Source organism: Pseudomonas sp. B20(2017), assembly GCF_002113125.1.
GTDB lineage: Bacteria > Pseudomonadota > Gammaproteobacteria > Pseudomonadales > Pseudomonadaceae > Aquipseudomonas.
In genome coordinates, this window is sequence record NZ_NEJP01000002.1 from 1 (window position 1) to 26,258 (window position 26,258).

Sequence of the window (26,258 nt, forward strand, 5' to 3'; positions counted from 1 at the left end):
AACAACTTCAACCACTTGCGCTTCCGATCTCTCGTTAGCGGGAGGCGAATTCTACAGCGTTACACGCTGCTGTCAACACCTCTTTTTCTCCGCTTTCGACCGAGAAGATCGAACCGTTGAAAGCGCCGAACAATCCGGCATTTCCAACTCCTTCCAGGCTTCGATGAACTGAAGCGACCCATGCTCGAAACCTACTTAACTCATTGAATATCAAGGAGTTTTCCGTTTCGACTGCGCCGGAAGTGGGGCGAATTATAGAGACTCAGAATCTGCCGTCAACCCTTAATTTGAGTTTTCTATCAAGAAAGGGAAAAAGGCCGCTTCTATATAGACGCGAACGCAGCGAGTGCGCACTATATTGCCCAACACACCTCAGCTCCTTCGCCGGATGATGCCACGCAATGAACGACCAGCCTCGCCGCCTTGCCTCAACCCTGTTCCCGGTTGGCCTTCTATTAATAGCCATGGCATCAATCCAGTCCGGGGCCTCGCTGGCTAAAAGCATGTTCCCCATCGTTGGCGCTCAAGGCACTACCACCCTGCGCCTGATCTTCGCCAGCGTCATCATGCTGTTATTGCTCAAACCCTGGAGAGCGAAGCTGACAGCCAAGTCGCTGCGTACAGTGATTGTCTACGGGATGGCGCTAGGCGGCATGAATTTCCTCTTCTATATGTCGTTACGCACTGTTCCACTCGGCATCGCAGTCGCCCTGGAGTTCACCGGCCCGCTGGCAGTCGCCATCTATGCTTCACGCCGCGCGATCGACTTTTTGTGGATTGCCCTGGCAGCCGTCGGCTTATTGCTGTTGATACCAACCGGCGCTACGACAGCGGGTATCGATCTGGTGGGTGCAGGTTATGCAGTGGGAGCCGGCGTTTGCTGGGCGCTATACATTCTGTTTGGCCAGAAGGCCGGCGCAGATAACGGCGTGACCACCGCAGCGCTTGGCGTGATGATCGCTGCCCTGTTCGTCGCCCCCATCGGTATCGTCCACGCCGGCAGCGCATTGCTGACTCCAGCATTGATCCCGATCGCTATCGGCGTCGCGATACTGTCTACCGCCCTCCCTTATACGCTGGAAATGGTCGCTCTCACTCGTATGCCAGCGCGCACCTTTGGCACACTGATGAGCATCGAACCGGCCTTTGGAGCGCTGTCGGGCCTGCTATTCCTTCAGGAATACCTTTCTTTGTCACAATGGATGGCGATCCTGTGCATTATTCTGGCCTCCGTCGGTGCAACCATGACAATGGGCAGCACTGCCAAACCCGTCATTGCGGCGGATTGAAAAGAGGATTGAACGAAGGTCTGGCAATTGACGCTCATTTAGGCCATGTTTAGCCTCGCAACCCAATGCCAGACATGGATTTTTTCGGATAGGGACATCGGAACGCGTCAAGCGAGAGTGCATACAGGCAGACCCGAGCGCCAGACTCGAGGCCGCCATAAGGACGGTAATGAAACGAATTTTGATACTGATCGCCATACTCGCCGTTGCGGGTTGCGCGGCGACGTCGAAGACCCAGGTCAAACATGGCAAGAAAGGGCTGCACATCAACTGTTCGGGATTGTCCTCCTCTTGGGACAAGTGCTACACCAGCGCCGCGAACTCTTGCGCGCCGAAGGGCTACAAGGTCATCGCAAAGTCAGGTGATACCGTGGAAGAACCGGGCGATTACCCGTTTGGTCTCAACCCCGCCGGCTATACCAGCCGCAGCATGATCGTCATCTGCAAATAAACCATCGCCGCTACTGCGTTCGCGAAGCGGCGAGCTGGTTCCCGATCTCTTCATGACAGGACTTCAGCACCCGCTGCTGAATCTTCGGTGACGCCAACATACGCGCCACGACCAGCGCCCCGACACATTGCGACAGAATGGCCCATGCCAGGCTGTCGCTTTCCAGAATCTGCGCCCAACTTTCCTGAAGTTTACAAATCCACAATTCAGCCTGTTCCCGCACAACAATATCCGACCGCGCGATCTCTGCGCCAAGCGCGGGCAATGCACAGCCCAGCTCAGGCTGCTCGACATGGGACATGCTCAGATACAGTTTCAGGCACCGCTCCAGCCGTTCGCGATCTTGCGTACCCTGCCCGCCCAAGCGCTCAAGACTCTGGCACAACTCACGCTCGACGATAGCCGCGAACAACGCGTCCTTGGACGAGAAATGGCTGTAGAACGCTGCGCCACTCAGGCCAATTGCCTTCATCAGACCATCAACGCCCATCGAAGAAAATCCGGTCTTTTTCGCAGACAGCGAGCTGCTTTGCAGGAGCTTTTCTTTGGTTTCCAGCTTGTGACCGGCGGAATACCGCATGTAATTGTCCTCACATTGGGTGCCTTGACGCTGAGCAAATCCTAGCATAACGTTCGTTCACTTAACGATCGTTTACTAAAGGGTTCACCCATGAATAACAAAAAGGTCGTATTGGTTGTCGGTGCAGGTGATGCCACGGGCGGTGCCATCGCCAAACGGTTCGCCAAGGAAGGCTTCATCGCTTGCGTCACGCGGCGCAGCGCCGACAAATTGCAGCCGTTGGTGGAAGCCATTCAGGCGGACGGCGGTGAAGCCCAAGGTTTTGCCTGCGACGCACGCAAGGAAGAAGACGTGATAGCGCTGATAGAAGATATCGAAACTCGTCTCGGGCCGATTGAAGCGTTCGTTTTCAATATCGGCGCCAATGTGCCGTGCAGCATCCTCGAAGAAACCGCCCGCAAGTATTTCAAGATCTGGGAAATGGCCTGTTTCTCCGGATTCCTCAATGCCCGGGAAGTCGCCAAACGGATGGTGACTCGCCGCCGCGGCACGATCCTGTTCACCGGCGCGACTGCCGGATTGCGCGGCGCCTCCGGCTTTGCCGCATTCGCAGGGGCCAAACACGGTATCCGCGCTCTGGCACAGAGCATGGCCAGAGAGCTTGGCCCGATGAACATCCACGTCGCCCACGTCGTGGTCGACGGCGCCATCGATACCGATTTCATCCGCGACAATTTCCCTGACAAATATGCTACCAAGGATGAGGACGGCATTCTCAACCCCGAACATATCGCCGATAACTACTGGTATCTGCATAGCCAGCCACGGGACGCGTGGACGTTCGAGCTTGATCTGCGTCCGTGGAATGAACGCTGGTAATCCCTCCAATAACAAAAACAGAGTGCAGCGATGATGAGCAAAACCGTGGAGTTCTATTTCGATCTCGGCAGCCCGGCGACTTACCTGGCGTATACCCAATTGCCGAAAATCTGCGCCGACAACGGTGCAGAATTGATCTACATCCCGATGCTGCTGGGCGGAGTGTTCAAAGCCACCGGTAACGCATCACCTGCGATGATTCCGGCCAAGGGGCGGTACATGTTTCAGGACCTCGACCGCTATGCGCAACGCTACGGTGTAGTGTTGAAATTCAATCCGCACTTTCCGATCAATACGCTGATGCTGATGCGTGCTGTTACCGGCATGCAATTGCGCCATCCGGAACGCTTTCAGGCATTTATCGACTGTCTGTTCAACGCACTCTGGGGTGAAGGACGCTGCCTGGATGATCCGGCAACGGTTGGGGCGGTATTGATCGAGAACGGATTCGTTCCTGACGAAGTGCTGGCACTGACCAACGACGAAGCCGTGAAAGGCGCACTCAAGGAAAACACCGAAATCGCCGTTAAACGCGGTGTTTTCGGTGCTCCAAGCATGTTCGTCGGTGACCAAATGTTCTTCGGCCAGGATCGACTCGAATTCGTCGAACAGGCGCTGCAAGCAGCGCCTTAGCGGTTCAGGTCAAATCGCGGCGGTACGAGTGTTCAACCACTCCAGCGCCGCACCTTCAAGCAGCGGGCTCAGACGCTCGCGCACTTCAGCGTGATAGTCGTTGAACCACTGCTTCTCTTCCTGCGTCAGCAACGACGGTTCCAGGCAGCGGGTGTCGATCGGACACAGGGTCAGGGTTTCGAACTTGAGGAACTCGCCGAACTCGCTGCTTCCCGCTTCAACGTTCATCGCCAGGTTCTCGATCCGCACACCCCAGCGGCCCGGACGATAAGTACCCGGTTCGATAGAGGTGATCATCCCTGGCTGCATGGCAGTCTGTGGCGCCGGCGCAGCCTGATAGGCGATCACCTGCGGACCTTCGTGAACGTTCAGGAAATAACCCACGCCGTGGCCCGTGCCGTGGCCATAATCCACGTTTTCAGCCCAGATCGGCGCTCGGGCAATTGCATCCAGCAACGGCGACAGAATGCCTTTCGGGAATCGCGCTCGGGACAACGCAATCACGCCTTTCAGGACGCGGGTGCAGTCGCGTTTCTGCTCTTCGGTTGGCGTACCGACCGCCACCATCCGCGTAATGTCGGTAGTGCCGCCCAGGTATTGACCACCAGAGTCGATCAGCAACAAGCCGTCACCCTCGATCACCGCGTGCTCTTCCGGGGTGGCGTGGTAATGCGGCATCGCGCCGTTGGCGTTGAACGCAGCGATGGTGTTGAAACTCAGCGACACGTAATCCGGACGACGCTCACGGGCCGCCGTGAGTTTTTCGTCAATGGTCAGCTCGGTAATGCGCTCACGACCCCATGCTGATTCCAGCCAGGTGAAAAACTCGCACAGCGCCGCGCCATCCTGCTCCATCGCCTGACGAATATGCCCGGCGTCCGCCAGGCTCTTCTGCGACTTGGCCAGCGTGGTCGGGTTCAGGCCTTCGACCAGTTTCACGCCACTGTCGAGGTTGTCCAGCAGACCGCTGGTGACCCGCGCGGGATCCACCAACAGGCTCGCGCCACTCGGAATCGCACGCAGGGCATCAGCGACTTCGCTGTAATCGCGCAGGGTCACGCCGTCCTTTTCCAGCACGGCACGCAGCTCAGCATCAACCTTGCTCAAGGCCACAAACAGCGTGGCTTGTTGCTGACTGATCAAGGCGAAGGAAACGAATACCGGGTTGAACGACACATCGCCGCCACGCAGGTTGAACAACCAGGCGATATCGTCGAGGGTGGCGATGAAGTGCCAATCGGCGCCGCGTTCCTGCAAGGTTTCGCGCAGTTTGCCGAGTTTCTCGCCACGGCTGACAGTCGCCTGCGGTGGCAGGTGCTGGTAGATCGGCGCGTTCGGCAACGCCGGGCGATCGCTCCAGACTTCTTTCAACAAGTCGATGTCGGTACGCAGACTGGCGCCTCGCGCTTCGAGCTTGCTGCCCAGGGTACGCGCCGACGCAACGGCCATCACTGCGCCGTCGACCGCGACCACGCCACCTTCCGGTGTCTGCTCGGCCAGCCAGTCCAGCGGGCTCGGCTGACCCGGTTGCAGTTTCACCAGCTCGATGCCGCTGCCCTTGAGCTCCTTGGTCGCCTGTTCCCAGTAACGGCTGTCAGCCCAGACCCCGGCGAAATCGTTGGTGACAATCAACGTGCCGACCGAGCCATGGAAACCCGACAACCATTGCCGGCCCTGCCAGTAACCCGGCAAGTATTCCGACAGGTGCGGGTCGGCGGACGGCACCAGCAACGCGTGGATACCTTCGCGACGCATCAGTTCACGGGTGTGCGCGAGGCGCTGGGGAACCGTTCCTTCGGTCAAAGTCTGGGTACTCATCATGTCTCCTGCCAATCACTTCATCGTTATTGTTCGGTGCCGTTCGAAGCCGGCTCGTTAAAGCCCTGTCGCCCAGAATGCCGGAGCACTGGCGCAGGCGGTCTTGATCAGTTCTACAGCCTTGTCGATGTCTTGAGCGGTGGTGAAACGGCCGAGGCTCAGGCGAATCGTGCGTCCCGCCAGGTGCGCGTCATGCCCCAATGCCAGCAAAACGTGGGACGGTGTGTTGCTGGCGGAATTGCAGGCCGAAGTCGCGGAAAACGCGATCGAATGGCTCAGCGCCGCCGGGTTGAACTTGCCTTCGCTGAAGGTCAGGCTCAAGGTGTGCGGGATACGTTGGGTGGAGCTGCCGTTGAGGCGCACGCCGGGCAGGCTCAAGAGTTGTTTGAGCAGTCGTTCGCGCAACGCGACGATGATTTTCTTCTCGTCATCAAACGCCTCGGCGGCCAGGGCAAATGCCGAGCCCATGGCAGCAATCTGGTGAGTGGCCAGCGTACCGGAACGCAACCCGCCCTCGTGCCCACCACCGTGAATCTGCGCCTGCAAACGCTGCTGCGCATGCGGGCCGACGTACAGCGCACCGATACCTTTGGGGCCGTAAAGTTTGTGCGCCGAAAACGACATGAGGTCTACCGGCCATTGCGCCAGATCGATCGCGACCTTGCCGGCGCCCTGGGCCGCATCGACGTGGAACAATGCCCCGCGCCCACGCACCACTTCGCCGATGGCCGGGATGTCGTTGACGGTGCCGAGTTCGTTGTTGACCAGCATCAGCGACACCAGAAAGGTGTCATCGCGCATCGCTTCGCTGACCGCTTGCGGGGTAATCAAACCTTCGGCGTCCGGCACCAGATAGGTCACGGCGACACCGGCGTCCTGCAATTGCCGGGCGGTGTCGAGGATGGCCTTGTGTTCGATCTGACTGGTGATGATGTGGCCGCCGGAAACTCCACGGGCCTGGGCCACGCCTTTAAGGGCAAGGTTGTTGGATTCGGTGGCGCCGGAGGTCCAGACGATCTGTTGCGCCTGGGCGCCGACCAGTTCGGCGACTTGCCGGCGAGCGTTCTCGACCGTTTGCCGGGCCTGCTGGCCGAAGGCGTGGGAACTGGAGGCCGGGTTGCCGAAGTTACCGTTGAAACCCAGACACTCGATCATCACCTGGATGACCCGCTCGTCCACCGGGGTGGTGGCGGCGTAATCGAAATACAGCGGACGTGTGTTCATAAAAAGACTCGCAGAGCGTGTTCCGGGATCAGGAAGCTCGTGTCTACAAACGGCACGACGCAGCCTTGTGAGCTGCGTCCGGGTTCGAGAGCGTCATCAATACCTGATCGGATGCCGTTAAAGAAGAACAACTTCATTTAAAAGTGCGTAGGAACGCTCCTGCACGCGACTTTAACAGGCATCGGGCCGGCGGTTGTAGCACTGCGTCAGCGAAAGCTTTCAAGGAGTAACGGATACAGCGAAATCACCAGCAGCGCCGCCATGCCCCAGTTGAACACCCGCAACCAGCGGCGATCCTTCAGTACGTTGCGCAAAAGAGTCCCACACGCCGCCCAGACGCCGACGCTCGGCAAGTTGATGATGGCAAATACCGCCGCAATCACGATCACGTTGGTGAAATAACCCTGCATCGGCGTGTACGTGCTGATGGCACCGATGGCCATGATCCACGCCTTGGGATTGACCCACTGGAAAGCGGCCGCGCCGAGATAGCTGATCGGTTTCGCCTCGCCCGACTCGCTGTCGCCGACCGGGCCGGAGTGAGCGATTTTCCACGCCAGGTACAGCAAGTACGCCGCGCCGACGTAACGCAGGACCGTATAAAGCAGCGGATAAGTCTGGAACACCGCGCCCAGGCCAAAACCCACTGCCACCACCAGCACGAAAAAGCCGCAGGTAATGCCGAGCATATGGGGGATGGTGCGGTTAAAGCCGAAGTTCACGCCCGATGCCAGCAACATGGTGTTGTTCGGCCCCGGTGTGATCGAGGTGACAAAGGCAAACAGGGCAAAGCCCAGCAACAGGTCGAGCGAGAGGGTCATGGCAGGCAGTCCGTCAGGGTCATTCAGGTGTTGACCCTATCCCACGGCGGCCCGCAAACCCACGGACAGTTGGGAAAAACTTCGAGCAGTACAGTTCTCAATCAGCTTGGACGACCGTGCAGCTGTACGGCCCGCTCGGCGCTCATCTCACCCTTGTTATCAAACCCGAAAGTCTTCCGTGGCTGGCCGAGCAATTCGGCTTTTTTCGCATGATATTCCTCGTAGGACAGGCCGCGACGGTTCAAGGTTTCGAGGGCCAGTTCGCGGGTTTCTTCTGCAGTGTAAGGGCGCAGTTCCGGGGAAACGTGGCTCGCGCAACCGGCGAGAACGGAGAGAGCGAGCATCAGCGAAACAGTCAGTAAACGATTCATGGGAGCGTCCTGGCGAGCAGTGTGGGTCGATGGAGAAAGGCTACGCCCGGGCACGCTCTGGCAGAAATCAACGCTCTCAATAGTGGCTATCAGAATTCGGCCAGTATTCGCTCTGCATATTCTCGAAAGACCTATCAATATCAATTAACAGTCTTTTACGGAATAACAGCCAGCCTTTATAAATCCCTCATCGCGTTCGGCACTGTTGCTCCAGCAACTGTTTCTCTGGCAACAGCAGTTCAACAAACCGGTCTGAAAGTCACAGGGCCACAGCCCTCGAAAACGTTCAAAGCCCCGGAATACGGGCCTCACAGGAATTGGTACAGCGTTTGCTCTGCTCCGGTGACTACTCACTGCTCGCCGAGCAACTGTTGAAAAAGGAACTGACCATGTCGCGTCCACTGAAAGTCGTCGCCGTGTCCGGCGGAACCTGGCGTCCGTCCCGCACCCTGGTGCTGACCCAGGCCCTGCTGGCCGAATTGTCCGGGCACCTGCCGGTCGAGAGTCACCTGATCGAACTGGGCGACATCGCCCGCCCGCTGGGCGCCGCGCTGTCCCGTCAGGAGCTACCGGCCGAGATCGAAGCCGAGCTGCAAGCCATCGAACAGGCTGATCTGCTGATCGTCGCCGCGCCGGTGTATCGCGGTTCCTATCCGGGACTGCTCAAGCATTTGTTCGACCTGATCGACCTGAATGCGCTGATCGACACACCAGTGCTACTCGCCGCCACCGGTGGCAGCGAACGCCATGCGTTGGTCCTCGATCACCAGTTGCGCCCGCTGTTCAGCTTCTTCCAGGCCGTGACCCTGCCGATCGGCGTGTACGCCACCGAAGCCGATTTCGCCGACTACCAGATCACCAGCGAACCGCTCAAGGCGCGCATCCGTCTGGCCGCCGAACGCGCCGCGCCGCTGTTCGGTGCTCACCTCAAACCGTTGCTGAAAATCGCCTGAGGAGCTGTTCATGGATGTTTTCTGGTTCCTGCCGACTCACGGCGACGGTCACTATCTGGGCACCACCCAAGGCGCACGCCCGGTCACCCTCAATTACCTGAAACAGGTGGCGCAAGCTGCGGACAGCCTCGGCTACCACGGCGTACTGATTCCCACCGGGCGGTCCTGCGAGGATTCGTGGGTGATCGCATCGGCACTGGTGCCGCTGACCGAACGCCTGCGTTATCTGGTGGCGATCCGTCCGGGGATCATCTCGCCAACGGTTTCGGCGCGCATGGCCGCGACCCTGGATCGACTGTCCAACGGCCGCTTGCTGATCAACGTCGTGACCGGCGGTGATCCGGACGAAAACCGCGGCGATGGCAGCTTCCTCAGCCACAGCGAACGCTACGAAGTCACCGACGAATTCCTCAAGATCTGGCGCCGGGTGTTGCAAGGCGAAGCGGTGGATTTCGAAGGCAAACACCTGAAAGTGCAAAACGCCAAGGCGCTGTATCCACCGGTGCAGAAACCCTATCCGCCGCTGTACTTCGGCGGCTCCTCCGACGCGGCCCACGACTTGGCCGCCGAGCAGGTCGACGTATACCTGACCTGGGGCGAACCACCGGCCGCCGTCGCCGAAAAACTCGCCGATGTGCGCGAACGCGCCGCCCGTCACGGGCGCAAGGTGAAGTTCGGCATTCGCCTGCACGTGATCGTGCGCGAGACCGCCGAAGAGGCCTGGAAAGCCGCCGACAAACTCATCGAGCACATCAGCGACGAAACCATCGAGGCCGCGCAGAAATCCTTTTCCCGTTTCGACTCCGAGGGCCAGCGACGCATGGCCGCCCTGCACGACGGGCGCCGCGACAACCTGGAAATCGCCCCCAACCTGTGGGCCGGCGTCGGTCTGGTGCGAGGTGGGGCCGGCACTGCATTGGTCGGTGATCCGCAGCAAGTGGCAGCGCGGATCAAGGAATACGCAGACCTTGGCATTGAGAGCTTCATCTTTTCCGGTTATCCGCATCTCGAAGAGGCCTACCGCTTTGCCGAGCTGGTCTTCCCGTTGTTGCCCGAGCCATATGCAAGTCTGGCCGGACGCGGTGTCACCAACCTCACCGGGCCGTTTGGCGAAATGATCGCCAATGATGTTCTGCCCGCCAAAGCCAACGCCTGAGGAAGACCGAGTGACTGCCAAACCGCAAAGCACCTTGCTCTCCCCGTTGCAGACCGCCCGCCAACTGGCAGCCGAATTCGCCCTTACCGCCGTCGAACGCGACGAGCGCGGCGGCACACCGAAAGCCGAACGCGACGCCCTGCGCGACAGCGGTCTGCTGGCCCTGAGCATTCCCACCCGTTACGGCGGCCTCGGCGCGCGCTGGAGCGAAACCCTGCAAGTCGTGCGCGAGTTCGCCAAGGTCGACAGCTCGATCGCCCACGTCTTCGGTTTTCATCATTTGATGCTCGCCACCGTGCGCCTGTTTTCCCGCCCCGAACAATGGCAACCGTGGTTCGAACAGACCGCGCGGCAGAACTGGTTCTGGGGTAACGCGCTCAATCCGCTGGACACCCGCACCGTGGTCAAGGACCTCGGTGGCTGGCGCGAGTTTTCCGGCAAGAAGAGCTTCTGCTCCGGCGCCAGCGACTCACAGATGCTGATCGCCTCGGCGGTGGACGAAAGCAACGGCGGCAAACTGCTGATCGCGGCGATCCCCAGCGGTCGCAGCGGCATCACCCTGCACAACGACTGGAACAACATCGGCCAGCGCCAGACCGACAGCGGCAGCGCTACGTTCGAACGAGTCCGGGTAGAAGAATCGGAGCTGCTGCTGGATCCGGGCCCGTTGAGCACACCGTTCGCCTGTTTGCGCCCTTTGATCGCGCAGCTGACATTCACCCACATGTTCCTCGGCATCGCCGAAGGGGCCTTTGAAGAAGCGCGGCAATACACCCTGAGTGAAACCCGTGTCTGGCACAAATCCTCGGTGCGCGAGGTGCGTGAAGACCCGTATGTGCTGGCCCATTACGGCGAGTTTTGGGTTGCCCTTGAAGGCATCCGTCTGCTGGTGGAACGCGCAGCCGCATTGCTCGACGAAGCCTGGGCCAAAGGCCCGAACCTGAGCGCCGAAGAGCGCGGTCACCTGGCCACAGCGATTGCCACGGCCAAGGTCGCCGCCAGTCGCCAGGGCCTGGAGATTTGTAGCCGATTGTTCGAAGTCACCGGCGCCCGCTCGACCCACGCATCGCTGCGTCTGGACCGACACTGGCGCAACCTGCGCACGCAAACCCTGCACGATCCGCTGGATTACAAACTCCACGAGCTGGGCGACTGGGCGCTGAACCAGTCCCTGCCGGTGCCGACGTTCTATTCCTGATTTCCTTTCGTGGAGCGAGACCCATGCAACTGCTGACCCTGCCGCCCTCACCCGCCCTGGCCACGTCGATTCGCGCCACCGCCCAGGTGTTCGAAGACCCGAAATCCCAGGCCCTGCTCGCGCATCTGCAACAAGTCGCACCGAGCGAAGCCAGCGTGCTGATCATCGGCGAAACTGGCACCGGTAAAGAGTTAGTGGCGCGGCATATCCACAACCTGAGCAACCGACGCAACCGGCCGTTCATTGCGGTGAACTGCGGGGCGTTTTCCGAATCGCTGGTGGAAGCCGAACTGTTCGGCCATGAAAAAGGCGCCTTCACCGGCGCCCTCAGCGCCAAGGCCGGGTGGTTCGAAGAAGCGGATGGCGGCACCTTGTTCCTTGATGAGATCGGCGATCTGCCGATGGCCATTCAGGTCAAATTGCTGCGGGTGTTGCAGGAACGTGAAGTGGTGCGCTTGGGTTCGCGCAAGAGCATTCCCATCGATGTACGGGTGCTCGCCGCGACCAACGTGCAACTGGAGAAAGCCATCAACGCCGGGCATTTCCGCGAGGATCTGTATTACCGGCTGAACGTGGTCAATCTGGAACTGAGCCCGTTGCGCGAGCGGCCCGGCGACATCCTGCCGCTGACCCGGCACTTCATCGAGGCCTACAGTCAGCGCCTGGGTTACGGGCGCGTCACCATCAGTCCCGGCGCCGAACACAAGCTGCGCGGCTACAGTTGGCCGGGCAACATCCGTGAACTGGAAAACGTCATCCATCACACGTTGTTGATCTGCCGTAACGGCGTGATCGAACGCGACGATCTGCGCCTGTCGAACCTGCGCATCGACCGTTCCGACGATCAGCACGCGACCGCCGACGACTCACCGGAAGCGCTGCTGGAACGCGCCTTCCAGAAACTCTTCGAGCAACAGGCTGGCGCCCTGCATGAAAAAGTCGAAGACGCGTTGCTGCGCGCGGCCTATCGCTTCTGCCATTACAACCAGGTGCACACCGCGTCCTTGCTCGGCCTGAGCCGCAACGTCACCCGCACGCGACTGATCAAGATCGGCGAACTGGCGGTGAACAAGCGCCGGCCTACGGAAAACCTGCAAGGCGAGCGCTTGATCCAGCTGTCGATCTAGCCGACCAGTTGGCAATGCAAACCGTCGTCGTGACTGCGGGCGATGCTGCTCAGCACCTGGAATGAACCGAAGGTCACGGTACGCGCCTGATGAGTGCGGATCAGTTGCCAGAAATCCTGCTCACCGGTTTCGAAACTCTGGAACGCCGCCTCCCCCGCCTCGCGGGACTGCCATTGCAGAAAGCTCAACACTCGCCGGCCATCGTCGCTGGCCTGGACGCTGGCGCTGACGAAACCGGCGTAACGCTGGGCCAGACGTTCGGTCTGCACCGCCAGCGCCGAGACCAGCGCCGGTTGCTGGCCGGGTTCGATTTCAAATTCGATCAATTGGGTAAAGCTGCGGTTTTTCGCTGGTGCTTGCATGACATCCCCACTCTGTCAGACGAATCTTGCGATTCGAAGGCCTGCAGGGTAAAACCTCGACTTAACTAGAGGTCAAGGGGCAATTTGCAAATGATCACTGCGGAAAATGTGCACAAGCAACTGACCGTGGGCGAAGTCGCGGCCCGCAGCGGCGTGGCGGTCACCGCCCTGCACTTTTATGAATCCAGGGGTTTGATCAAGAGCCAGCGCAATGCCGGCAACCAGCGGCGCTATCCACGGGAAGTACTGCGGCGGGTGGCGCTGATCAAGGTGGCGCAGCGGCTGGGCATTCCTCTGGCGGAAATTGGCGCGGCGTTGAAACAGCTACCGGACAACCGCGCACCAACGGCAGCGGACTGGAAAGTGTTGTCGGAGCAGTGGCGGCGTGAGCTGGACGAGCGGATCAATCAGTTGACGCTGCTGCGGGACCGGCTGACCGGTTGCATCGGTTGCGGATGCCTGTCGATGGAAGCCTGCCCGCTGCGCAATCAGGGCGATGTGCTGGGCGAGCAAGGGCCGGGAGCGCACTTTCTCGACGTACCCAAGTGAGGGTTCCCATGCCCATGGGAACCCCCAATTTGATCCATCAGAAGCCCGGCGCAATCTGCCCTTTGTAGCGGGTCAGAATGAACTGACGCACTTCATCGGAATTCAACGCCTTGGCCAGTTTCTGCAGGCCCGGGTCGTTGATGTTGTCGGGACGTGCCACCAGAAACTCGATGTACAGGCTCTTGCCCTTCTCAACGATCAGCGCGCTGTTGGTGTCGATCCCGGCTTCCAGCGCGTAGTTGGCGAACACGAAGGCCAGATCCACCTGACTCACCGACCGAGCGAGCAACGCGCCTTCCAGCTCACGGATTTTCAGGTGCTTGGGGTTTTCGACGATGTCGCGCTGGGTGGCCAGGGTGTTGCTCGGATCCTTGAGTTTGATCAGCCCCGCCTCGTGCAGCAACACCAGCGCGCGACCGGTGTTCACCGGGTCGTTGGGGATCGACACGCTGGCGCCGTCCTTCAGCTCCGAGATGTTCTTGATCTTGGTCGAGTAGGCGCCGAACGGTTCGATGTGCACGCCGACCACCGGCACCAGATCGGTGTGGCGGGTCTTGTTGAAATCATCGAGAAACGGCCGGTACTGGTAGTAGTTGGCGTCGAGGTTTTTCAGCGCCAGTTGCTGGTTGGGCTGGATGAAGTCAGTGAAGACCTTGATGTCCAGATCCACGCCTTCCTTGGCCAGGGTCGGTTTGACGAACTCGAGGATTTCCGCGTGCGGCACCGGGGTGGCACCGACGATCAGTTTTTCGTTGGCATGGGCGCCGAACGACAGAACGGCAGCCAGTACGGCCAGGGTCTTTTTCATGCTGTGCTCCAAGGCAGATTTGAGTGGCCGTCGTGGGGTGAACGTGGGGCCTTTATGGGTTGAACTTGTTTTTTCAGCGTCGGCTGTAATGCGCCACCAATCGGTCGCCGGTCATTTGCAGGGCCTGCACCAGAATCAGCAGCAACACCACGGTGACCACCATCACGTCGGTCTGAAAGCGCTGATAGCCGTAGCGGATTGCCAGATCGCCGAGCCCGCCGCCACCGATCACGCCGGCCATCGCCGTGTAATCCACCAGCACAATGGCGGTGACCGTCACCGCCGCCAGCAACCCGCCGCGGGCCTCCGGCAACAGGGTGTGGCGGATGATTTGCCAGGTGTTGGCGCCCATCGCCTGGGTCGCCTCGACCACGCCGCGATCGACTTCGCGCAACGCGGTTTCCACCAGCCGCGCAAAGAACGGTGTGCAACCGACCACCAACGGCGGAATTGTCCCGGGCACGCCCAGCGACGTGCCCACCAGCAACGTGGTCAGCGGAATCAGCACGATCAGCAAAATGATGAACGGCAGCGAACGCAGCATGTTCACGATCACCGACAGCACCCGATACAGGCCGACGGTTTCATGCAACTGGCGCTTGCCGGTGAGAAACAGCAGCAGCCCCAGCGGCAAACCCAGCAACACCGTGAACAGCAGCGCCGCGCCGAGCATGCTCAGGGTGTCGAGACAGGCCTGGGCGATGTCGGCCCAGTAAATATGTTTGAACCACTCGGCCATGATCAGGACCAGTCGTGACGCGGTGGTTTGACGCCGTTGAGCAGCCAGTTGCCGACCACGTGATACTTCCAGCGCACCGGGTCATGCAGCGTGTGAACCCGGGCGTTGCGCCAGTGGCGGTCGAAGTTGTGCTTCTTCAAAGTCGAGCGGGTGCCGCCGAGTTCGAACAGTTTGTTGCTGGCCTCGATGGCGATTTCGGTGGTCAGCACTTTGGCCTTGGCCACGGCCAGGGACGCCAGTGCGACGCTGTCTTCATCGGGTGCCGGACGTGCAGCGTCGAGCGCCCAACCCGCGCGTTCGAGCAAGGCTTCGGCAGCTTCCAGGCGGATTTCCAGTGCGCCGATCTGAATGATCGTCAGCGGATCTTCGCTGGCCTTTTCCACACCGGCATCGATCCATGGCCGGGCGAACTGACGGACAAATTCCACGGTATCGCGCAAGGCTGCCCGGGCGATGCCGGCGTCGATGGCGGCGGTGGTCAACTGGGCGAACGGCCCGGCCAGGGTCGGGTTTTCGTAGGAACGGTACGTCGGAAACAGATTGAACGGTGCCACCTGTAAATCCTGCGCCAGCACAGTGCCGCTGGAGGTGGTGCGCTGGCCGATGCTGTCCCAGTCGTCGACAATTACCAGCCCCTTTGTACCGCGTTCGACAAAGGCCAACTGGCCCTTCTGTTCTTCATCCAGCGCCAGCACCGCCAGCCAGTGGGCGTAGAGCGAACCGGTGCAGTAACCCTTGCGACCGTTGATCACGAAACCGTCGCCATAACGGCGGATGGTCGCCTGAATGTCCTGCACATTCTTGCCGCCGGTTTCCGACAGCGCATTGGCGAAGCGATGACCTTGCAGCGCCAGCTCAAAGAAATGTGCCTGCTGCGCCGGCGTGCCTTGCAGGCGGATGTCTTCGAGCAGGCAGTAATGGTTTTGCGGGATCTGCCCGAGGGACGGATCGGCGGCGGAAATGATCGCGATCACCTGCGCCAGCACCGCGTAAGACACCTGCGCGCCGCCGTATTCCTTTGGCACGGTGATGCCCCACAGGCCACTGTTGGAATACAGATCGACGATCTCGGCGGGCACTTCGCGTCTGCGGTCACGCTCGGCGGCGTGTTCCTGCAAGACGGCGGCGACCTGTGCGGCCACGCGCAAGGCTTCGGCGTCGTCGGCGATGCGATGGGCGGCCGGCGGGTTGATCGGATAAACGGCAGATTCAGACATGGATGACTCTCGGTATCGGTGTTGTACCGGGTCATTGCAGCTTCTGTGCCTGACTGACAGGCCTTGATTTTCGGGGCTTTCAGAGGTTTCTTACAGGGTTTGAAGTTAAAAAGCCGCGCATTCTGTTGCTTCACTGTCGATGGCTGAACACTGCTCGTCGGGTACTCGGTCGGGCCCCTGGCACAGGCCTATAGTTGAGCGACCGGTTACCCGGCGAAGGCACGCCTTCCTCCAACAAGAACAGGGCAACAAATAAACAGGGAGTATCGATATGAGCGTCAAACCCATTTCAGAGGGGTATCACAGCATTACCCCCTATCTCGGCATTCACAAAGCTGCCGAAGCCATCGATTTCTACAAGAAAGCCTTCGGTGCTACCGAAGTCATGCGCCTGAGCATGCCCGATGGCGGCATCGGCCACGCGGAACTGCGCATTGGTGATAGCGCAATAATGCTCGGATCGCCTTGCGATCAAGGGCCGTTGAGCAACCCGGACAAATCCGTGTCAGTCGGATTGCACTTGTATGTGACCGATGTCGACAAGTCGTTCCAGCGCGCACTCGATGCCGGGGCTACCAGCGTGTCCGAGGTCAAGGATCAGTTCTACGGCGATCGCAGCGGGACATTGAAAGATCCGTACGGGCATCTGTGGTTTCTGGCCACGCGCAAGGAAGATCTGACGCAAGAGCAGATCGAGCAGCGGGCAAAGGAGATGTTTCAGCAGGGTTAGCAATGCCGAGTGTCCATTCCCGCGCAACGCGCGGGGATGGGCGAACACGATTCATGAACCGTCGAACCACGCTTCACACCTTGTCATGAACGCCCGGCGATTTCAGGATGCGAACACCCGCCTGAATAAAGGATCACCCGATGTTTGCCGGATTCATTAAAGACCAGCGCCACGTCAACGGTGTGGACATCACCTACCGCATCAAAGGCAGCGGCGCGGGCTTGCTGTTGTTACACGGGCACCCACAGACCCACGTCATCTGGCACAAGATCGCAGGGCAACTGGCCGAACACTTCACGGTAGTTGCCGCCGACCTTCGCGGTTACGGCGACAGCAGCCGTCCGCCAGCCGATGAGACTCACCTCAATTACTCCAAACGCGAAATGGCCCGCGATGGCGCGGAATTGATGAAAGCGCTGGGTTTCGAGCAATTCTCGATTCTTGCCCACGACCGGGGCGCCCGGGTCGCCCATCGTCTGGCCCTCGATTATCCCGAGGTCGTGCAGCGCATGGTCCTGCTCGACATCGCTCCGACCCTGGCGATGTACGCACAGACCAATGAAGCCTTTGCCCGGGCCTACTGGCACTGGTTCTTCCTGATCAGACCGGCGCCGTTGCCGGAAACCCTGATCGAAGCCGATCCAGAAGGCTATCTGCGCAGTGTCATGGGCAGTCGCAGCGCCGGGCTCAAGCCGTTCACCAATGAGGCATTCGGAGAATACCTGCGTTGTCTCGGACTTCCCGGCAGCGCCCGCGGGATCTGCGAGGACTACCGCGCCAGTGCCGGTGTCGATCTGGACCATGACCGCGCCGACCTTGACGCTGGTCGACTTCTGAAGCTGCCGTTGCTGGTGCTGTGGGGCGCCGAGGGCACGGTCGGTCGGTGCTTCGATCCCCTGAAGGAATGGCGACAAGTTGCTGCTGATGTACGCGGCAAGGCCCTGCCGGCCGGCCATTACCTTGCCGAAGAAGTCCCCGAGCTGTTGCTGGCCGAAGCGCTCGACTTTCTCCGCTGATTTCCTCCCTCAGTCTGGCGGCGCGGGCCGTCAGATCTGCTTCTTCTTTGCATGAATCGGCCGGAATGGCACGGACATGCAATCGCGAAACATTTACTTTCATATCCTTCATCGGGATTTTCTTCGCTCATCCGTCTTATAGAGATGCGGACCGGTCGCGTAGGCAAAAGCCACGACCGGGCCTTTCGGGGAATCCAGTGCTGCGAAGCCCGTAGTACCGCTCCCTCTCACCGAAGCAAGACCGGACATCATGTCGAAGAAATCCCGCTCGAAACTGTGGTTCCTGGTACACAGCTGGCTGGCATTGCCCATCTGGTTTTTTGTCCTGATCGTATGCGTAACCGGCACCCTGGCGGTGGTCAGCCAGGAAATCGTCTGGCTCGCCAACCCGCAGATGCGCGCCAGCGCACCGTCGGACGACGCACAACGGCTCAGCTATGACGATATCCTCGCCGCCATCAAAAAAGCCGAACCGCAAGCCCTCGTTTCCCGCATCAGTCGTCCCGACGAATCGCACTTCGCCCTGGATGTAACCCTCAGCTACCCCGATGGCCGCTCACTGGTGAGCTACGTCAACCCCTACACCGGGGTGATCCAGGGCACGGCGCCGGAATTCAACTTTGAAGCCTTCACCCGTGCACTGCATGGCTGGTGGCTGGTGCCGTTCACCAACGGCTACAGCTGGGGCTGGTATCTGGTTTCGGCGCTGGGTCTGCCATTACTGGCTTCGCTGATCACCGGGCTGGTGGTCTACAAGCGGTTCTGGAAAGGCTTCCTGCGTCCGACCCTGCGCTTTCGCCACGGCGCGCGGATTTTCTGGGGCGACTTCCACCGCCTCAGCGGCATCTGGTCGATCTGGTTCATTGCGGTGATCTCCATCACCGGCATCTGGTTTCTGATCGAAGCCGCGCTGTCCGACAACCACATTTCCATTTCCAGCGAGACGATCCTCCCGGCCATGGCCCGTGAAAGCGTGCCATTGTCGGCCGATGGCACCCCGCCGCCGCGCGTCAGCCTCGAGCGCGCCATCGAACTTGCGCAACAGAAGATCCCGGGGCTGGAAGCCAGCGTGATCAATCTTCCGGGCAATGCCTACAGCCACCTCGATATCCGGGGGCGCGGCTGGTATCCGCTGATGTTCCAGAGCGCCACGCTCAATCCATACAGCGGTGACCTGGCGTCTTCACGGGTGTTGTCCGACCGCACGTCCCTGGAGTTCGTTACTGAATCCATGCGACCGCTGCACACCGGGGATTTCGGCGGATTGTGGATCAAGCTGATCTGGTTCTTCTTCGGCCTGCTGCTGAGCATGATGGTGCTCAGCGGCCTGCTGATCTGGACCAAGCGCACCGCACTGGCCACCGCCAACGCCCTCAAGCGCGAGAGCAAGAAGAGTCGTATCAAGACGCAACCGGTCATCAACCGTGAACCGTCGGAGGTCAACCTGTGAGCAAGCTCACTACCGCCCCTCAACCTTCACGGCTGAGCCTGTTCTGGCACAAATGGCGCTTTCACATCAACGTGCTGTTGCTGTTGATCCCGCTGGGCTTCATGCCCAAGTATTTTTCCGACGCTGCGCTGTTTCGCGGTGACACCGGGCTGGGTGAACGGGAGATCGGCGAAATACAGGTTGGCCCCTGGAGCCTGCGCCTCGCCGAGTTTCGTAACGAAGCGCCCCGCTCCGATGGTCCAGGTGGCTACCTGAAAGCCTTCAGTGCCGCGCTGTGCAATGCCTGTGTCGAACCGGTCAAGGCGACCTACCTGCGCATCGGCAAGCCACGCAGCCTGCGCGCTGCCGGGGTGATTTTCTTCGGTACGCCGTATCGCATGGGCACCCAGTTGCCGGTGCCGGAAAAGACTTCTGCCGACGCCGAACTGTGGATCACCATGGAAGGCTGGGACGGCAGCATGCATCAGGCCTCGATCCCCCTGAGTCAGGCCTCCCCCGCCACCATTGCCTGGCTGAACAAACAAGGAGCCAAACCATGATGCTCGCCCGACGCTTTTCCCGCCTGCGCCTGAGCAGCCTGATGCTGGTGTTGTGTGCCGGTTTCAGCGCCAGCGCCCTGGCCCACAACCCGATGTGCGAGTGCAAGGCCATCGACGCCGAGCAGATCAAATGCACCGGCGGCTTTTCCGACGGCAGCGGTGCACCAGGCGTGACCCTGGACGTGATCGGCTATGACGAAACCATCCTGGTGCCGGGCAAGCTCGGCGCCGATTCGACCCTGACCTTCAAGAAACCCGGCGCCGAATTCTACGTGCTGTTCGACGCCGGCCCCGGTCACGTGGTCGAAATTGACCAAGCGGATATCGAAGCCCCATGACCACGCCGACTACCCAGGTTGTCCGCCCGGCCGGTGCCGGGCACGAAACCCTCAATGTGCTGCTGATGTGCCTGCTGATCCTCGCGGTCGCCGGTTCCGTGGCGGCGTGGCGCGGCGTCTCCCACGAACCCGAGCCGGTTTCCAGCCATCAACTGGACGCCCGCCGCGACCTCGGTGCCAGTGAGCAAGGCATTTACGCCGACCTGCGGGTGACCCTCGACGAGATCCACCTGTTGCGCGAAGAACAGCAAGCACTGCCGAGCCCGCAGAACCTGGCGGACGAAGGCTTTGCCCCGTTTGCCCAGGACGCCAGTTCCGTGAGTCGTGGCGGTCATGCCTGGCAGTTGCTGGCCGACCGCGCCTACTTCGGCCACAGCCAGGCACCGGCTGTGGCCGGTTCGTTTCTGATGCGCCTCAACACAGCCGACGACGCCGCACCGGACATCTGGCTCAACCGCGCCACCGACCTGCAAGCGCCGGCAGACCTGTCCGACGCAGCGCTGTCCGCTGCCGGCTGGAAACAGATCGTCGCGCAATTCGATGCCGGGGTGACCCGTGAACATCGTCATTGAACCCTCGCCTTCATTCGAGAGAAGACCGCTTGCCCATGCCTAGTTCATCTCAACGCCGCCCGTTCCTGCGCCTGCTGCTGATCGGCCTGTGCGCCTGCCTGCTGAGCCCGTTGGCCAGCGCCGATCAGGCCAAGCGCCTGCGCATCGGCATCACCCTGCATCCTTATTACAGCTATGTGGCGAACATCGTCGGCGACAAGGCCGAGGTCGTGCCGCTGATTCCCGCCGGTTTCAACCCGCACGCCTACGAGCCGCGCGCCGAAGACATCAAGCGTATCAGCGGGCTCGACGTGATCGTGCTCAACGGGGTCGGCCATGACGACTTCGCCGACCGCATGATCGCCGCCAGCGAAACACCGAACATCAAGACCATCGAAGCCAACGAAAACGTGCCATTGCTGGCCGCCACCGGGGTTGCCGCGCGCGGTGCCGGCAAAGTGGTGAACCCACACACGTTCCTGTCGATCAGCGCCTCGATTGCCCAGGTCAACAATATCGCCCGTGAGTTGGGCAAGCTCGACCCGGACAACGCCAAGACCTACACCCAGAACGCCCGCGCCTACGGCAAACGCCTGCGGCAGATGCGCGCCGATGCCCTGGCCAAACTGACCCAGGCACCGAATGCCGAACTGCGAGTGGCCACGGTACACGCCGCTTATGACTACCTGCTGCGTGAATTCGGTCTGGAAGTCACTGCCGTGGTCGAGCCGGCCCACGGCATCGAACCAAGCCCGAGCCAGTTGAAGAAAACCATCGACCAATTGCGCGAGCTGGACGTGAAAGTGATCTTCTCCGAGATGGATTTCCCGTCCACTTACGTCGATACCATCCAGCGTGAATCCGGTGTGAGGCTGTACCCGCTGTCGCACATTTCCTACGGCGAATACACCGCCGACAAGTACGAAAAGGAAATGACCGGCAACCTCAACACCGTGGTTCGGGCGATTCAGGAGTCCGGCGCATGACTTCCAAAGAATTGATCTCGAGCGAACTCGAATCCCCTGTGGGAGCGAGCCTGCTCGCGAAAGCGACCGGCCAGACAACATCAATGTTGAATGACACACAGCCTTCGCGAGCGAGCTCGCTCCCACAGGAAGTAACGGGCCCGACCCTGGATTTCGCCGACGTCAGCCTGACCCTCGGCCGCACGACGATTCTGGACAAGGTCACCTTTCAGGTGCAGCCCGGCAGCGTGCATGCGCTGGTCGGCCCCAACGGCGGTGGCAAGAGTTCGCTGATCAAGACCCTCCTCGGACAGATGCCGCATCAGGGCCGGCTCAGCCTGCAATGGCCCGGCGAGCCCGGCACCATCGGCTACGTGCCGCAGGCGCTGGAGTTCGATCGCGGCCTGCCGATGACCGTCGATGATTTCATGGCCGCCATGTGCCAGCGTCGCCCGGCCTTTCTCGGCTTGAGCAAGCGCTACGCCGGCCCCATCGGTGATGCGCTGGAGCGGGTCGGCATGCAAGACAAGCGCAAGCGCCGGATGGGCGCACTGTCCGGCGGCGAACGCCAGCGGGTACTGCTCGCCCAAGGCCTGATTCCGGCCCCGCAATTGCTGGTGCTGGATGAACCGATGTCGGCTCTCGACGAAGCCGGGATCCAGGTATTCGAGCGTTTGCTGGGGGACTGGCGTGCGGCGGGCATCACCGTGCTGTGGATCGAGCATGATCTGGAAGCGGTTGGGCGTCTGGCCAATCGCGTCACCGGTCTCAACCGCCGGGTGCTGTTCGACGCCACGCCGCAACAGGCCTTGACCCCGGAACGCCTGCTGACCCTGTTCTCGACCCATCCACGGAGCGCTGCCTGATGAGTTACGAAGCCTTTCGTTTGATGGTGCAGGGCTGGGCCTCTTCCGGTTACCTGCCGGAAGCCCTGGCCTACGGGTTTGTGGTCAACGCGCTGCTCGCCGGTCTGTTGATCGGCCCAGTGCTCGGTGGCCTCGGTACGCTGGTCGTGGTCAAGCGCTTCGCGTTTTTCTCCGAGGCGGTGGGCCACGCGGCGTTGACCGGTGTGGCCATCGGCATTCTGCTCGGCGAGCCCTATACCGGGCCGTACGGTAGCCTGTTCGGTTACTGCCTGCTGTTCGGCATCTTGCTCAATTACCTGCGCAACCGTACCGGCCTGGCACCCGACACATTGATCGGAGTGTTCCTGTCGGTATCCCTCGCGCTGGGCGCCAGCCTGCTGCTGATTCTGGCCGGCAAGATCAACGTGCACATTCTGGAAAACGTGCTGTTCGGCTCGGTGCTGACGGTCAACGGCAATGATCTGGCGGTGCTGGCGATTGTCGGCTCGCTGGTGATGGCGCTGGCCCTGCCGCTGTACAACCGGATCATGCTGGCCAGCTTCAACCCGCAACTGGCGGCGGTGCGTGGCGTCGCCGTGAAAACCCTGGATTACCTGTTCGTGATTCTGGTGACGCTGATCACCGTTGCCGCAGTGAAAGTCATTGGAGCGATTCTGGTCGGTGCGCTGCTGGTGATTCCGGCGGCAGCAGCGCGTCTGCTCAGCCAGTCGCTCAAGGGCTTTTTCTGGTGTTCGGTGCTGATTGCCACGGTCAGTACGCTGTGCGGGATTCTTGCGCCGATCGTGTTCGACCTGCCGATTCCATCCGGTGCCGCGATCATTCTCGTCGCTGGTATCGCCTTCGCCCTCGCCGCGATTGCCCGGGGCGTCGTCCCCAGTCTGAAAGGGAACCTTGGATAAATGGCTTTTTCATTGCGACAACTGACTCTGGCCATCGCCCTCAGCGGCGCGGTTTCCAGCCCTTTGCTGGCTGCCGAGAAACCGCTGCGGGTGCTGGCCTCATTGCCCATCACTTACGGTCTGGGCGAAGTCCTGCTCAAGGGCACCGACATCAGCCTCGAGCGCGCGGCGCCGGCGAATCTGCCGGGCAGCCGCCAGACCGCCTACTTCACCGGTCGCGGTGCCCCGGCGCTGAGCAAACTGGCCACCGGCGCCGATGCGGTGATCGGCGTGCGCTCGCTGTGGGCCGATGATCCGCTATACCCGATCGCCCGGCGCAGCAACATCCGCATCGTCGAGGTCGACGCCGCCCGCCCCGTTGACGGCGCCCTGCCCGGCATTGCCGTGCAACCGGGGCTCAAGGTCGACGGCCTGAACAGCCAGCCGTGGCTGGCGAGCAACAACATGGGGCGCATGGCTGACGTGATGGCGGCGGACCTGGTGCGCCTGGCGCCGAAGGACAAACCGAAAATCGAGGCCAATCTGGCGGCACTGAAGCAGCGCCTGCTGAAACTCAGTGCCGACAGCGAGGCGCGTCTGGCCAGTGCCGACGACCTGAGCGTGATGAGCCTGAGCGATCACTTCGGTTACCTGATCGGCAGCCTGAATCTGGAGTTGATCGGACAGGATGCCCGACCAGATGCCGAGTGGACGCCGGAAGATCTGAAAAAACTCACCGCCACGCTCAAGGACAATGACGTGGCGGTGGTGCTGCACCATCGCCAGCCGTCGGACGCGGTGAAAGCGGCGATTGCCGAATCGGGCAGTCATCTGCTGGTGCTGAGCACCGATGCAGCGGATCCGGTGGCAGAGCTGGAAGGCAATGTGGCTGTGCTGCTCAAGGGCTTGAGCGGCGCCTAAGGCCAGTTGCCCCCCCGTTGATCGTTCCCACGCAGAGCGTGGGAACGATCATCAAGGCCGATCTTCCAGACATGAAAAAACCCGCTGACTGATTCCAGTCCAGCGGGTTTCTTTTTGTCCGACGCCTTACTGGGCGGCCGCTTGCGCTTCCATCTTCTGGCGCAGGCTCAGCGGACGCATGTCGGTCCAGACTTCTTCGATGTAGGCCAGGCATTCCTTTTTCAGGCCACTCTTGCCGACGGTGCGCCAGCCTTCCGGCACGGCCTTGTAGTCCGGCCAGATCGAGTATTGCTCTTCGTGGTTGACCACGACTTGAAAGAGGATGTCCTCGCGGTCGAATACTGACGTCATGCTGTGTCTCCATCGCTGTAGGGGTGGGCTGCACGACGGGTGCAGCCGGGTATGTAGAAAGAACGTTCGACGCGGCGAAAAATTTACAGGCCGGCGGTCGCGGCGCTCAACGCGCGGCCGAAGATCTCGGCGACGCGGTCGATTTCAGCAGCGGTGATCACCAGCGGCGGCAGGAATCGCACCACCGCACCGTGACGCCCGCCCAGCTCCAGAATCAGCCCGCGCTTGAGGCATTCACGCTGAACCAGCGGCGCCAGGCGCGCAAATGCCGGCGGATGGCCCAAGGCATCTGGCGTGCCGTTCGGATCGACCAGCTCGACGCCGAGCATCAGGCCACGACCACGAATGTCGCCCAGTTGCGGAAAGTCACGCTGCAGAATGTGCAGGTGCTCGCTCAAGCGTTCGCCCATGGCGGCGGCGTGTTCGCAGACCTTGTGCTCGACCAGGTAACGCATCACCGCGGAACCGGCGGCCATCGCCATCTGGTTGCCACGGAACGTACCGGCGTGGGCGCCCGGCTGCCAGGTGTCGAGCCAGTCGCGATAAACCACCACGGCCAGCGGCAGGCTGCCGCCGATGGCTTTGGACAGCACCACCACGTCCGGGGTGATGCCGGCGTGCTCGAAGGCAAACATCTTGCCGGTACGGGCGAAACCGCTCTGGATTTCGTCGATGATCAATGCGACGCCTGCCTTCTCGGTGATGCGGCGCAGACCGCGCAGCCACTCGATGTCAGCCGGGATCACACCGCCCTCCCCCTGCACCGCTTCAACGATGACTGCAGCCGGCAGTTGCACGCCCGCCTCGGGATCATTGAGCAGGTTTTCCAGGTAGCTCAGATTAGCTTTCACACCCGCCGCGCCACCGAGGCCGAACGGGCAACGGTAGTCGTAAGGGAACGGCATGAATTGCACGCCGTTGCTGAGCAGCGCACCCAGAGGCTTTTTCGGACCGAGGCTGCCCATCAGGCTCAAGGCGCCCTGGCTCATGCCGTGGTAACCGCCGGAGAACGACAGCACGGTGCTGCGCCCGGTGGCGGTGCGCACCAGTTTCAGCGCAGCTTCCACCGCGTCGGTGCCGGTCGGGCCGCAGAACTGGATTTTCGCTTCCTTCGCCAGTGCAGGCGGCAGCAGGCCGAACAGGTCCTGAACGAATTGATCCTTCACCGGCGTGGTCAGGTCCAGCGTGTGCAGTGGCAATTCATCGGCCAGCACCTGCCGGATCGCTTCGATCACCACCGGATGGTTATGCCCCAGCGCGAGGGTGCCGGCGCCTGCCAGACAATCGATGAAGGTGCGACCCTCGACGTCCTCGACGTACAGCCCTTTGGCGCGTTTCAGCGCCAGGGGAATGCGCCGCGGGTAGCTGCGGGCATTGGATTCCTGCTGGCTCTGACGGGCCAGCAACGGCGACTCATTGAACTGATACAGCGTTTCAGCCGGCGCGGAGGCGATCCGGGCCGACGACTCTTCGATAAGGCTGGTGGCGACTGACATCTCTCGACCCCTCAATACGCTATGGATAGTGACCAAAACTGC

At 61.0% G+C, this 26,258-nt stretch carries 30 protein-coding genes; 19 read left to right on the top strand and 11 right to left on the bottom strand.

Going from position 1 to position 26,258, the window contains the following annotated elements:
- Positions 1 to 401: 401 nt before the first annotated feature.
- Both rhtA and CAF63_RS03040 read left to right on the top strand, forming a co-directional pair.
- Positions 402 to 1,289, top strand: a complete 888-nt coding sequence (gene rhtA / locus CAF63_RS03035) for a threonine/homoserine exporter RhtA (RefSeq protein WP_085683359.1) — start codon at positions 402 to 404, stop codon at positions 1,287 to 1,289.
- Positions 1,290 to 1,458: 169 nt separating this feature from the next.
- Positions 1,459 to 1,740 carry a hypothetical protein gene (locus CAF63_RS03040; RefSeq protein ID WP_085683360.1) on the top strand — a complete coding sequence of 94 codons (282 nt, stop codon included), beginning with the start codon at positions 1,459 to 1,461 and terminating at the stop codon, positions 1,738 to 1,740.
- 10 nt (positions 1,741 to 1,750) lie between these two features.
- On the opposite strand, the gene CAF63_RS03045 is transcribed toward CAF63_RS03040, so the two are convergent.
- Positions 1,751 to 2,320 carry a TetR/AcrR family transcriptional regulator gene (locus tag CAF63_RS03045; protein WP_085683361.1) on the bottom strand — a complete coding sequence of 190 codons (570 nt, stop codon included), beginning with the start codon at positions 2,318 to 2,320 and terminating at the stop codon, positions 1,751 to 1,753.
- Between the two features lie 90 nt (positions 2,321 to 2,410).
- On the opposite strand from CAF63_RS03045, the gene CAF63_RS03050 reads away from it, so the two are divergent.
- Both CAF63_RS03050 and CAF63_RS03055 read left to right on the top strand, forming a co-directional pair.
- Positions 2,411 to 3,139 carry an SDR family oxidoreductase gene (locus CAF63_RS03050; protein WP_085683362.1) on the top strand — a complete coding sequence of 243 codons (729 nt, stop codon included), beginning with the start codon at positions 2,411 to 2,413 and terminating at the stop codon, positions 3,137 to 3,139.
- A 33-nt stretch (positions 3,140 to 3,172) separates the two neighbouring features.
- The gene (locus CAF63_RS03055; RefSeq protein ID WP_085683661.1) at positions 3,173 to 3,772 is read left to right on the top strand and encodes a 2-hydroxychromene-2-carboxylate isomerase; all 600 of its coding nucleotides are present in this window, start codon (positions 3,173 to 3,175) and stop codon (positions 3,770 to 3,772) included.
- Between the two features lie 9 nt (positions 3,773 to 3,781).
- On the opposite strand, the gene CAF63_RS03060 is transcribed toward CAF63_RS03055, so the two are convergent.
- The 4 genes from CAF63_RS03060 to CAF63_RS03075 form a co-directional block, all read right to left on the bottom strand.
- Positions 3,782 to 5,590 (bottom strand): aminopeptidase P family protein, encoded by a 1,809-nt coding sequence (locus CAF63_RS03060; RefSeq protein WP_085683363.1) that lies wholly within the window; start codon positions 5,588 to 5,590, stop codon positions 3,782 to 3,784.
- 57 nt (positions 5,591 to 5,647) lie between these two features.
- Complete coding sequence (locus tag CAF63_RS03065; RefSeq protein WP_085683364.1) at positions 5,648 to 6,814, bottom strand: aminotransferase class V-fold PLP-dependent enzyme; 1,167 nt, start codon at positions 6,812 to 6,814, stop codon at positions 5,648 to 5,650.
- A 206-nt stretch (positions 6,815 to 7,020) separates the two neighbouring features.
- Entirely contained in the window at positions 7,021 to 7,635 is a 615-nt protein-coding gene (locus CAF63_RS03070) for a LysE family translocator (RefSeq protein WP_085683365.1), read from the bottom strand.
- 101 nt (positions 7,636 to 7,736) lie between these two features.
- Positions 7,737 to 8,006 (bottom strand): hypothetical protein, encoded by a 270-nt coding sequence (locus tag CAF63_RS03075; protein ID WP_085683366.1) that lies wholly within the window; start codon positions 8,004 to 8,006, stop codon positions 7,737 to 7,739.
- 389 nt (positions 8,007 to 8,395) lie between these two features.
- Between CAF63_RS03075 and msuE the strand changes: the two genes are divergently transcribed.
- The 4 genes from msuE to CAF63_RS03095 are packed head-to-tail and all read left to right on the top strand — an operon-like array spanning position 8,396 to position 12,440.
- Complete coding sequence (gene msuE / locus CAF63_RS03080; protein ID WP_085683662.1) at positions 8,396 to 8,959, top strand: FMN reductase; 564 nt, start codon at positions 8,396 to 8,398, stop codon at positions 8,957 to 8,959.
- Between the two features lie 10 nt (positions 8,960 to 8,969).
- Positions 8,970 to 10,115, top strand: a complete 1,146-nt coding sequence (ssuD, locus tag CAF63_RS03085) for an FMNH2-dependent alkanesulfonate monooxygenase (RefSeq protein WP_007955828.1) — start codon at positions 8,970 to 8,972, stop codon at positions 10,113 to 10,115.
- A gap of 10 nt (positions 10,116 to 10,125) precedes the next feature.
- Positions 10,126 to 11,313, top strand: a complete 1,188-nt coding sequence (locus CAF63_RS03090) for an acyl-CoA dehydrogenase family protein (protein WP_011335232.1) — start codon at positions 10,126 to 10,128, stop codon at positions 11,311 to 11,313.
- 23 nt (positions 11,314 to 11,336) lie between these two features.
- A complete protein-coding gene (locus CAF63_RS03095; protein WP_085683367.1) occupies positions 11,337 to 12,440 on the top strand; it encodes a sigma-54-dependent Fis family transcriptional regulator in 1,104 nt (367 codons plus the stop codon).
- Here the strand turns inward: CAF63_RS03095 and CAF63_RS03100 are convergent.
- Positions 12,437 to 12,802 (bottom strand): antibiotic biosynthesis monooxygenase, encoded by a 366-nt coding sequence (locus CAF63_RS03100; protein ID WP_007955823.1) that lies wholly within the window; start codon positions 12,800 to 12,802, stop codon positions 12,437 to 12,439. The genes CAF63_RS03095 and CAF63_RS03100 overlap by 4 nt on opposite strands.
- A gap of 90 nt (positions 12,803 to 12,892) precedes the next feature.
- Here CAF63_RS03100 and soxR point away from each other — a divergent pair, with 90 nt between their 5' ends.
- Positions 12,893 to 13,351 (top strand): redox-sensitive transcriptional activator SoxR, encoded by a 459-nt coding sequence (soxR, locus tag CAF63_RS03105; RefSeq protein WP_085683368.1) that lies wholly within the window; start codon positions 12,893 to 12,895, stop codon positions 13,349 to 13,351.
- 37 nt (positions 13,352 to 13,388) lie between these two features.
- On the opposite strand, the gene CAF63_RS03110 is transcribed toward soxR, so the two are convergent.
- The 3 genes from CAF63_RS03110 to CAF63_RS03120 all read right to left on the bottom strand — a co-directional run bounded on the left by CAF63_RS03110 (position 13,389) and on the right by CAF63_RS03120 (position 16,115).
- Positions 13,389 to 14,159: a MetQ/NlpA family ABC transporter substrate-binding protein gene (locus tag CAF63_RS03110; protein WP_039770347.1), complete on the bottom strand. Its 771-nt coding sequence runs from the start codon at positions 14,157 to 14,159 to the stop codon at positions 13,389 to 13,391.
- A gap of 73 nt (positions 14,160 to 14,232) precedes the next feature.
- Positions 14,233 to 14,898: a methionine ABC transporter permease gene (locus CAF63_RS03115; RefSeq protein ID WP_007955819.1), complete on the bottom strand. Its 666-nt coding sequence runs from the start codon at positions 14,896 to 14,898 to the stop codon at positions 14,233 to 14,235.
- A 2-nt stretch (positions 14,899 to 14,900) separates the two neighbouring features.
- Positions 14,901 to 16,115: an SfnB family sulfur acquisition oxidoreductase gene (locus CAF63_RS03120; protein ID WP_085683369.1), complete on the bottom strand. Its 1,215-nt coding sequence runs from the start codon at positions 16,113 to 16,115 to the stop codon at positions 14,901 to 14,903.
- Positions 16,116 to 16,386: 271 nt separating this feature from the next.
- On the opposite strand from CAF63_RS03120, the gene CAF63_RS03125 reads away from it, so the two are divergent.
- The 10 genes from CAF63_RS03125 (at position 16,387) to CAF63_RS03170 (ending at position 24,369) form a co-directional block, all read left to right on the top strand.
- On the top strand, positions 16,387 to 16,845 hold the full coding sequence (locus tag CAF63_RS03125; RefSeq protein ID WP_085683370.1) for a VOC family protein: 459 nt from the start codon (positions 16,387 to 16,389) through the stop codon (positions 16,843 to 16,845).
- Positions 16,846 to 16,985: 140 nt separating this feature from the next.
- Positions 16,986 to 17,861, top strand: coding sequence for an alpha/beta fold hydrolase (locus CAF63_RS03130; protein WP_085683371.1), 876 nt, complete (start codon positions 16,986 to 16,988; stop codon positions 17,859 to 17,861).
- A gap of 250 nt (positions 17,862 to 18,111) precedes the next feature.
- Complete coding sequence (locus tag CAF63_RS03135; protein ID WP_085683372.1) at positions 18,112 to 19,311, top strand: PepSY domain-containing protein; 1,200 nt, start codon at positions 18,112 to 18,114, stop codon at positions 19,309 to 19,311.
- Entirely contained in the window at positions 19,308 to 19,850 is a 543-nt protein-coding gene (locus CAF63_RS03140; RefSeq protein ID WP_085683373.1) for a thiamine pyrophosphate-binding protein, read from the top strand. The genes CAF63_RS03135 and CAF63_RS03140 overlap by 4 nt, the downstream gene beginning before the upstream one ends.
- Positions 19,847 to 20,188 carry a hypothetical protein gene (locus CAF63_RS03145; RefSeq protein WP_085683374.1) on the top strand — a complete coding sequence of 114 codons (342 nt, stop codon included), beginning with the start codon at positions 19,847 to 19,849 and terminating at the stop codon, positions 20,186 to 20,188. The genes CAF63_RS03140 and CAF63_RS03145 overlap by 4 nt, the downstream gene beginning before the upstream one ends.
- Positions 20,185 to 20,760, top strand: coding sequence for a DUF6162 family protein (locus CAF63_RS03150; RefSeq protein WP_085683375.1), 576 nt, complete (start codon positions 20,185 to 20,187; stop codon positions 20,758 to 20,760). Before CAF63_RS03145 ends, CAF63_RS03150 begins: the two co-directional genes overlap by 4 nt.
- Positions 20,761 to 20,795: 35 nt before the next feature.
- On the top strand, positions 20,796 to 21,725 hold the full coding sequence (locus CAF63_RS03155) for a metal ABC transporter substrate-binding protein (RefSeq protein ID WP_085683376.1): 930 nt from the start codon (positions 20,796 to 20,798) through the stop codon (positions 21,723 to 21,725).
- 83 nt (positions 21,726 to 21,808) lie between these two features.
- Complete coding sequence (locus CAF63_RS03160) at positions 21,809 to 22,570, top strand: metal ABC transporter ATP-binding protein (protein WP_178081261.1); 762 nt, start codon at positions 21,809 to 21,811, stop codon at positions 22,568 to 22,570.
- Complete coding sequence (locus CAF63_RS03165) at positions 22,570 to 23,469, top strand: metal ABC transporter permease (RefSeq protein ID WP_007917717.1); 900 nt, start codon at positions 22,570 to 22,572, stop codon at positions 23,467 to 23,469. The genes CAF63_RS03160 and CAF63_RS03165 overlap by 1 nt, the downstream gene beginning before the upstream one ends.
- Entirely contained in the window at positions 23,470 to 24,369 is a 900-nt protein-coding gene (locus CAF63_RS03170; protein WP_085683378.1) for a metal ABC transporter solute-binding protein, Zn/Mn family, read from the top strand.
- 126 nt (positions 24,370 to 24,495) lie between these two features.
- On the opposite strand, the gene CAF63_RS03175 is transcribed toward CAF63_RS03170, so the two are convergent.
- The gene (locus tag CAF63_RS03175; protein WP_007917715.1) at positions 24,496 to 24,720 is read right to left on the bottom strand and encodes an MbtH family protein; all 225 of its coding nucleotides are present in this window, start codon (positions 24,718 to 24,720) and stop codon (positions 24,496 to 24,498) included.
- 83 nt (positions 24,721 to 24,803) lie between these two features.
- Positions 24,804 to 26,216, bottom strand: a complete 1,413-nt coding sequence (locus tag CAF63_RS03180) for an aspartate aminotransferase family protein (protein WP_085683379.1) — start codon at positions 26,214 to 26,216, stop codon at positions 24,804 to 24,806.
- Between the last annotated feature and the right edge of the window lie 42 nt (positions 26,217 to 26,258).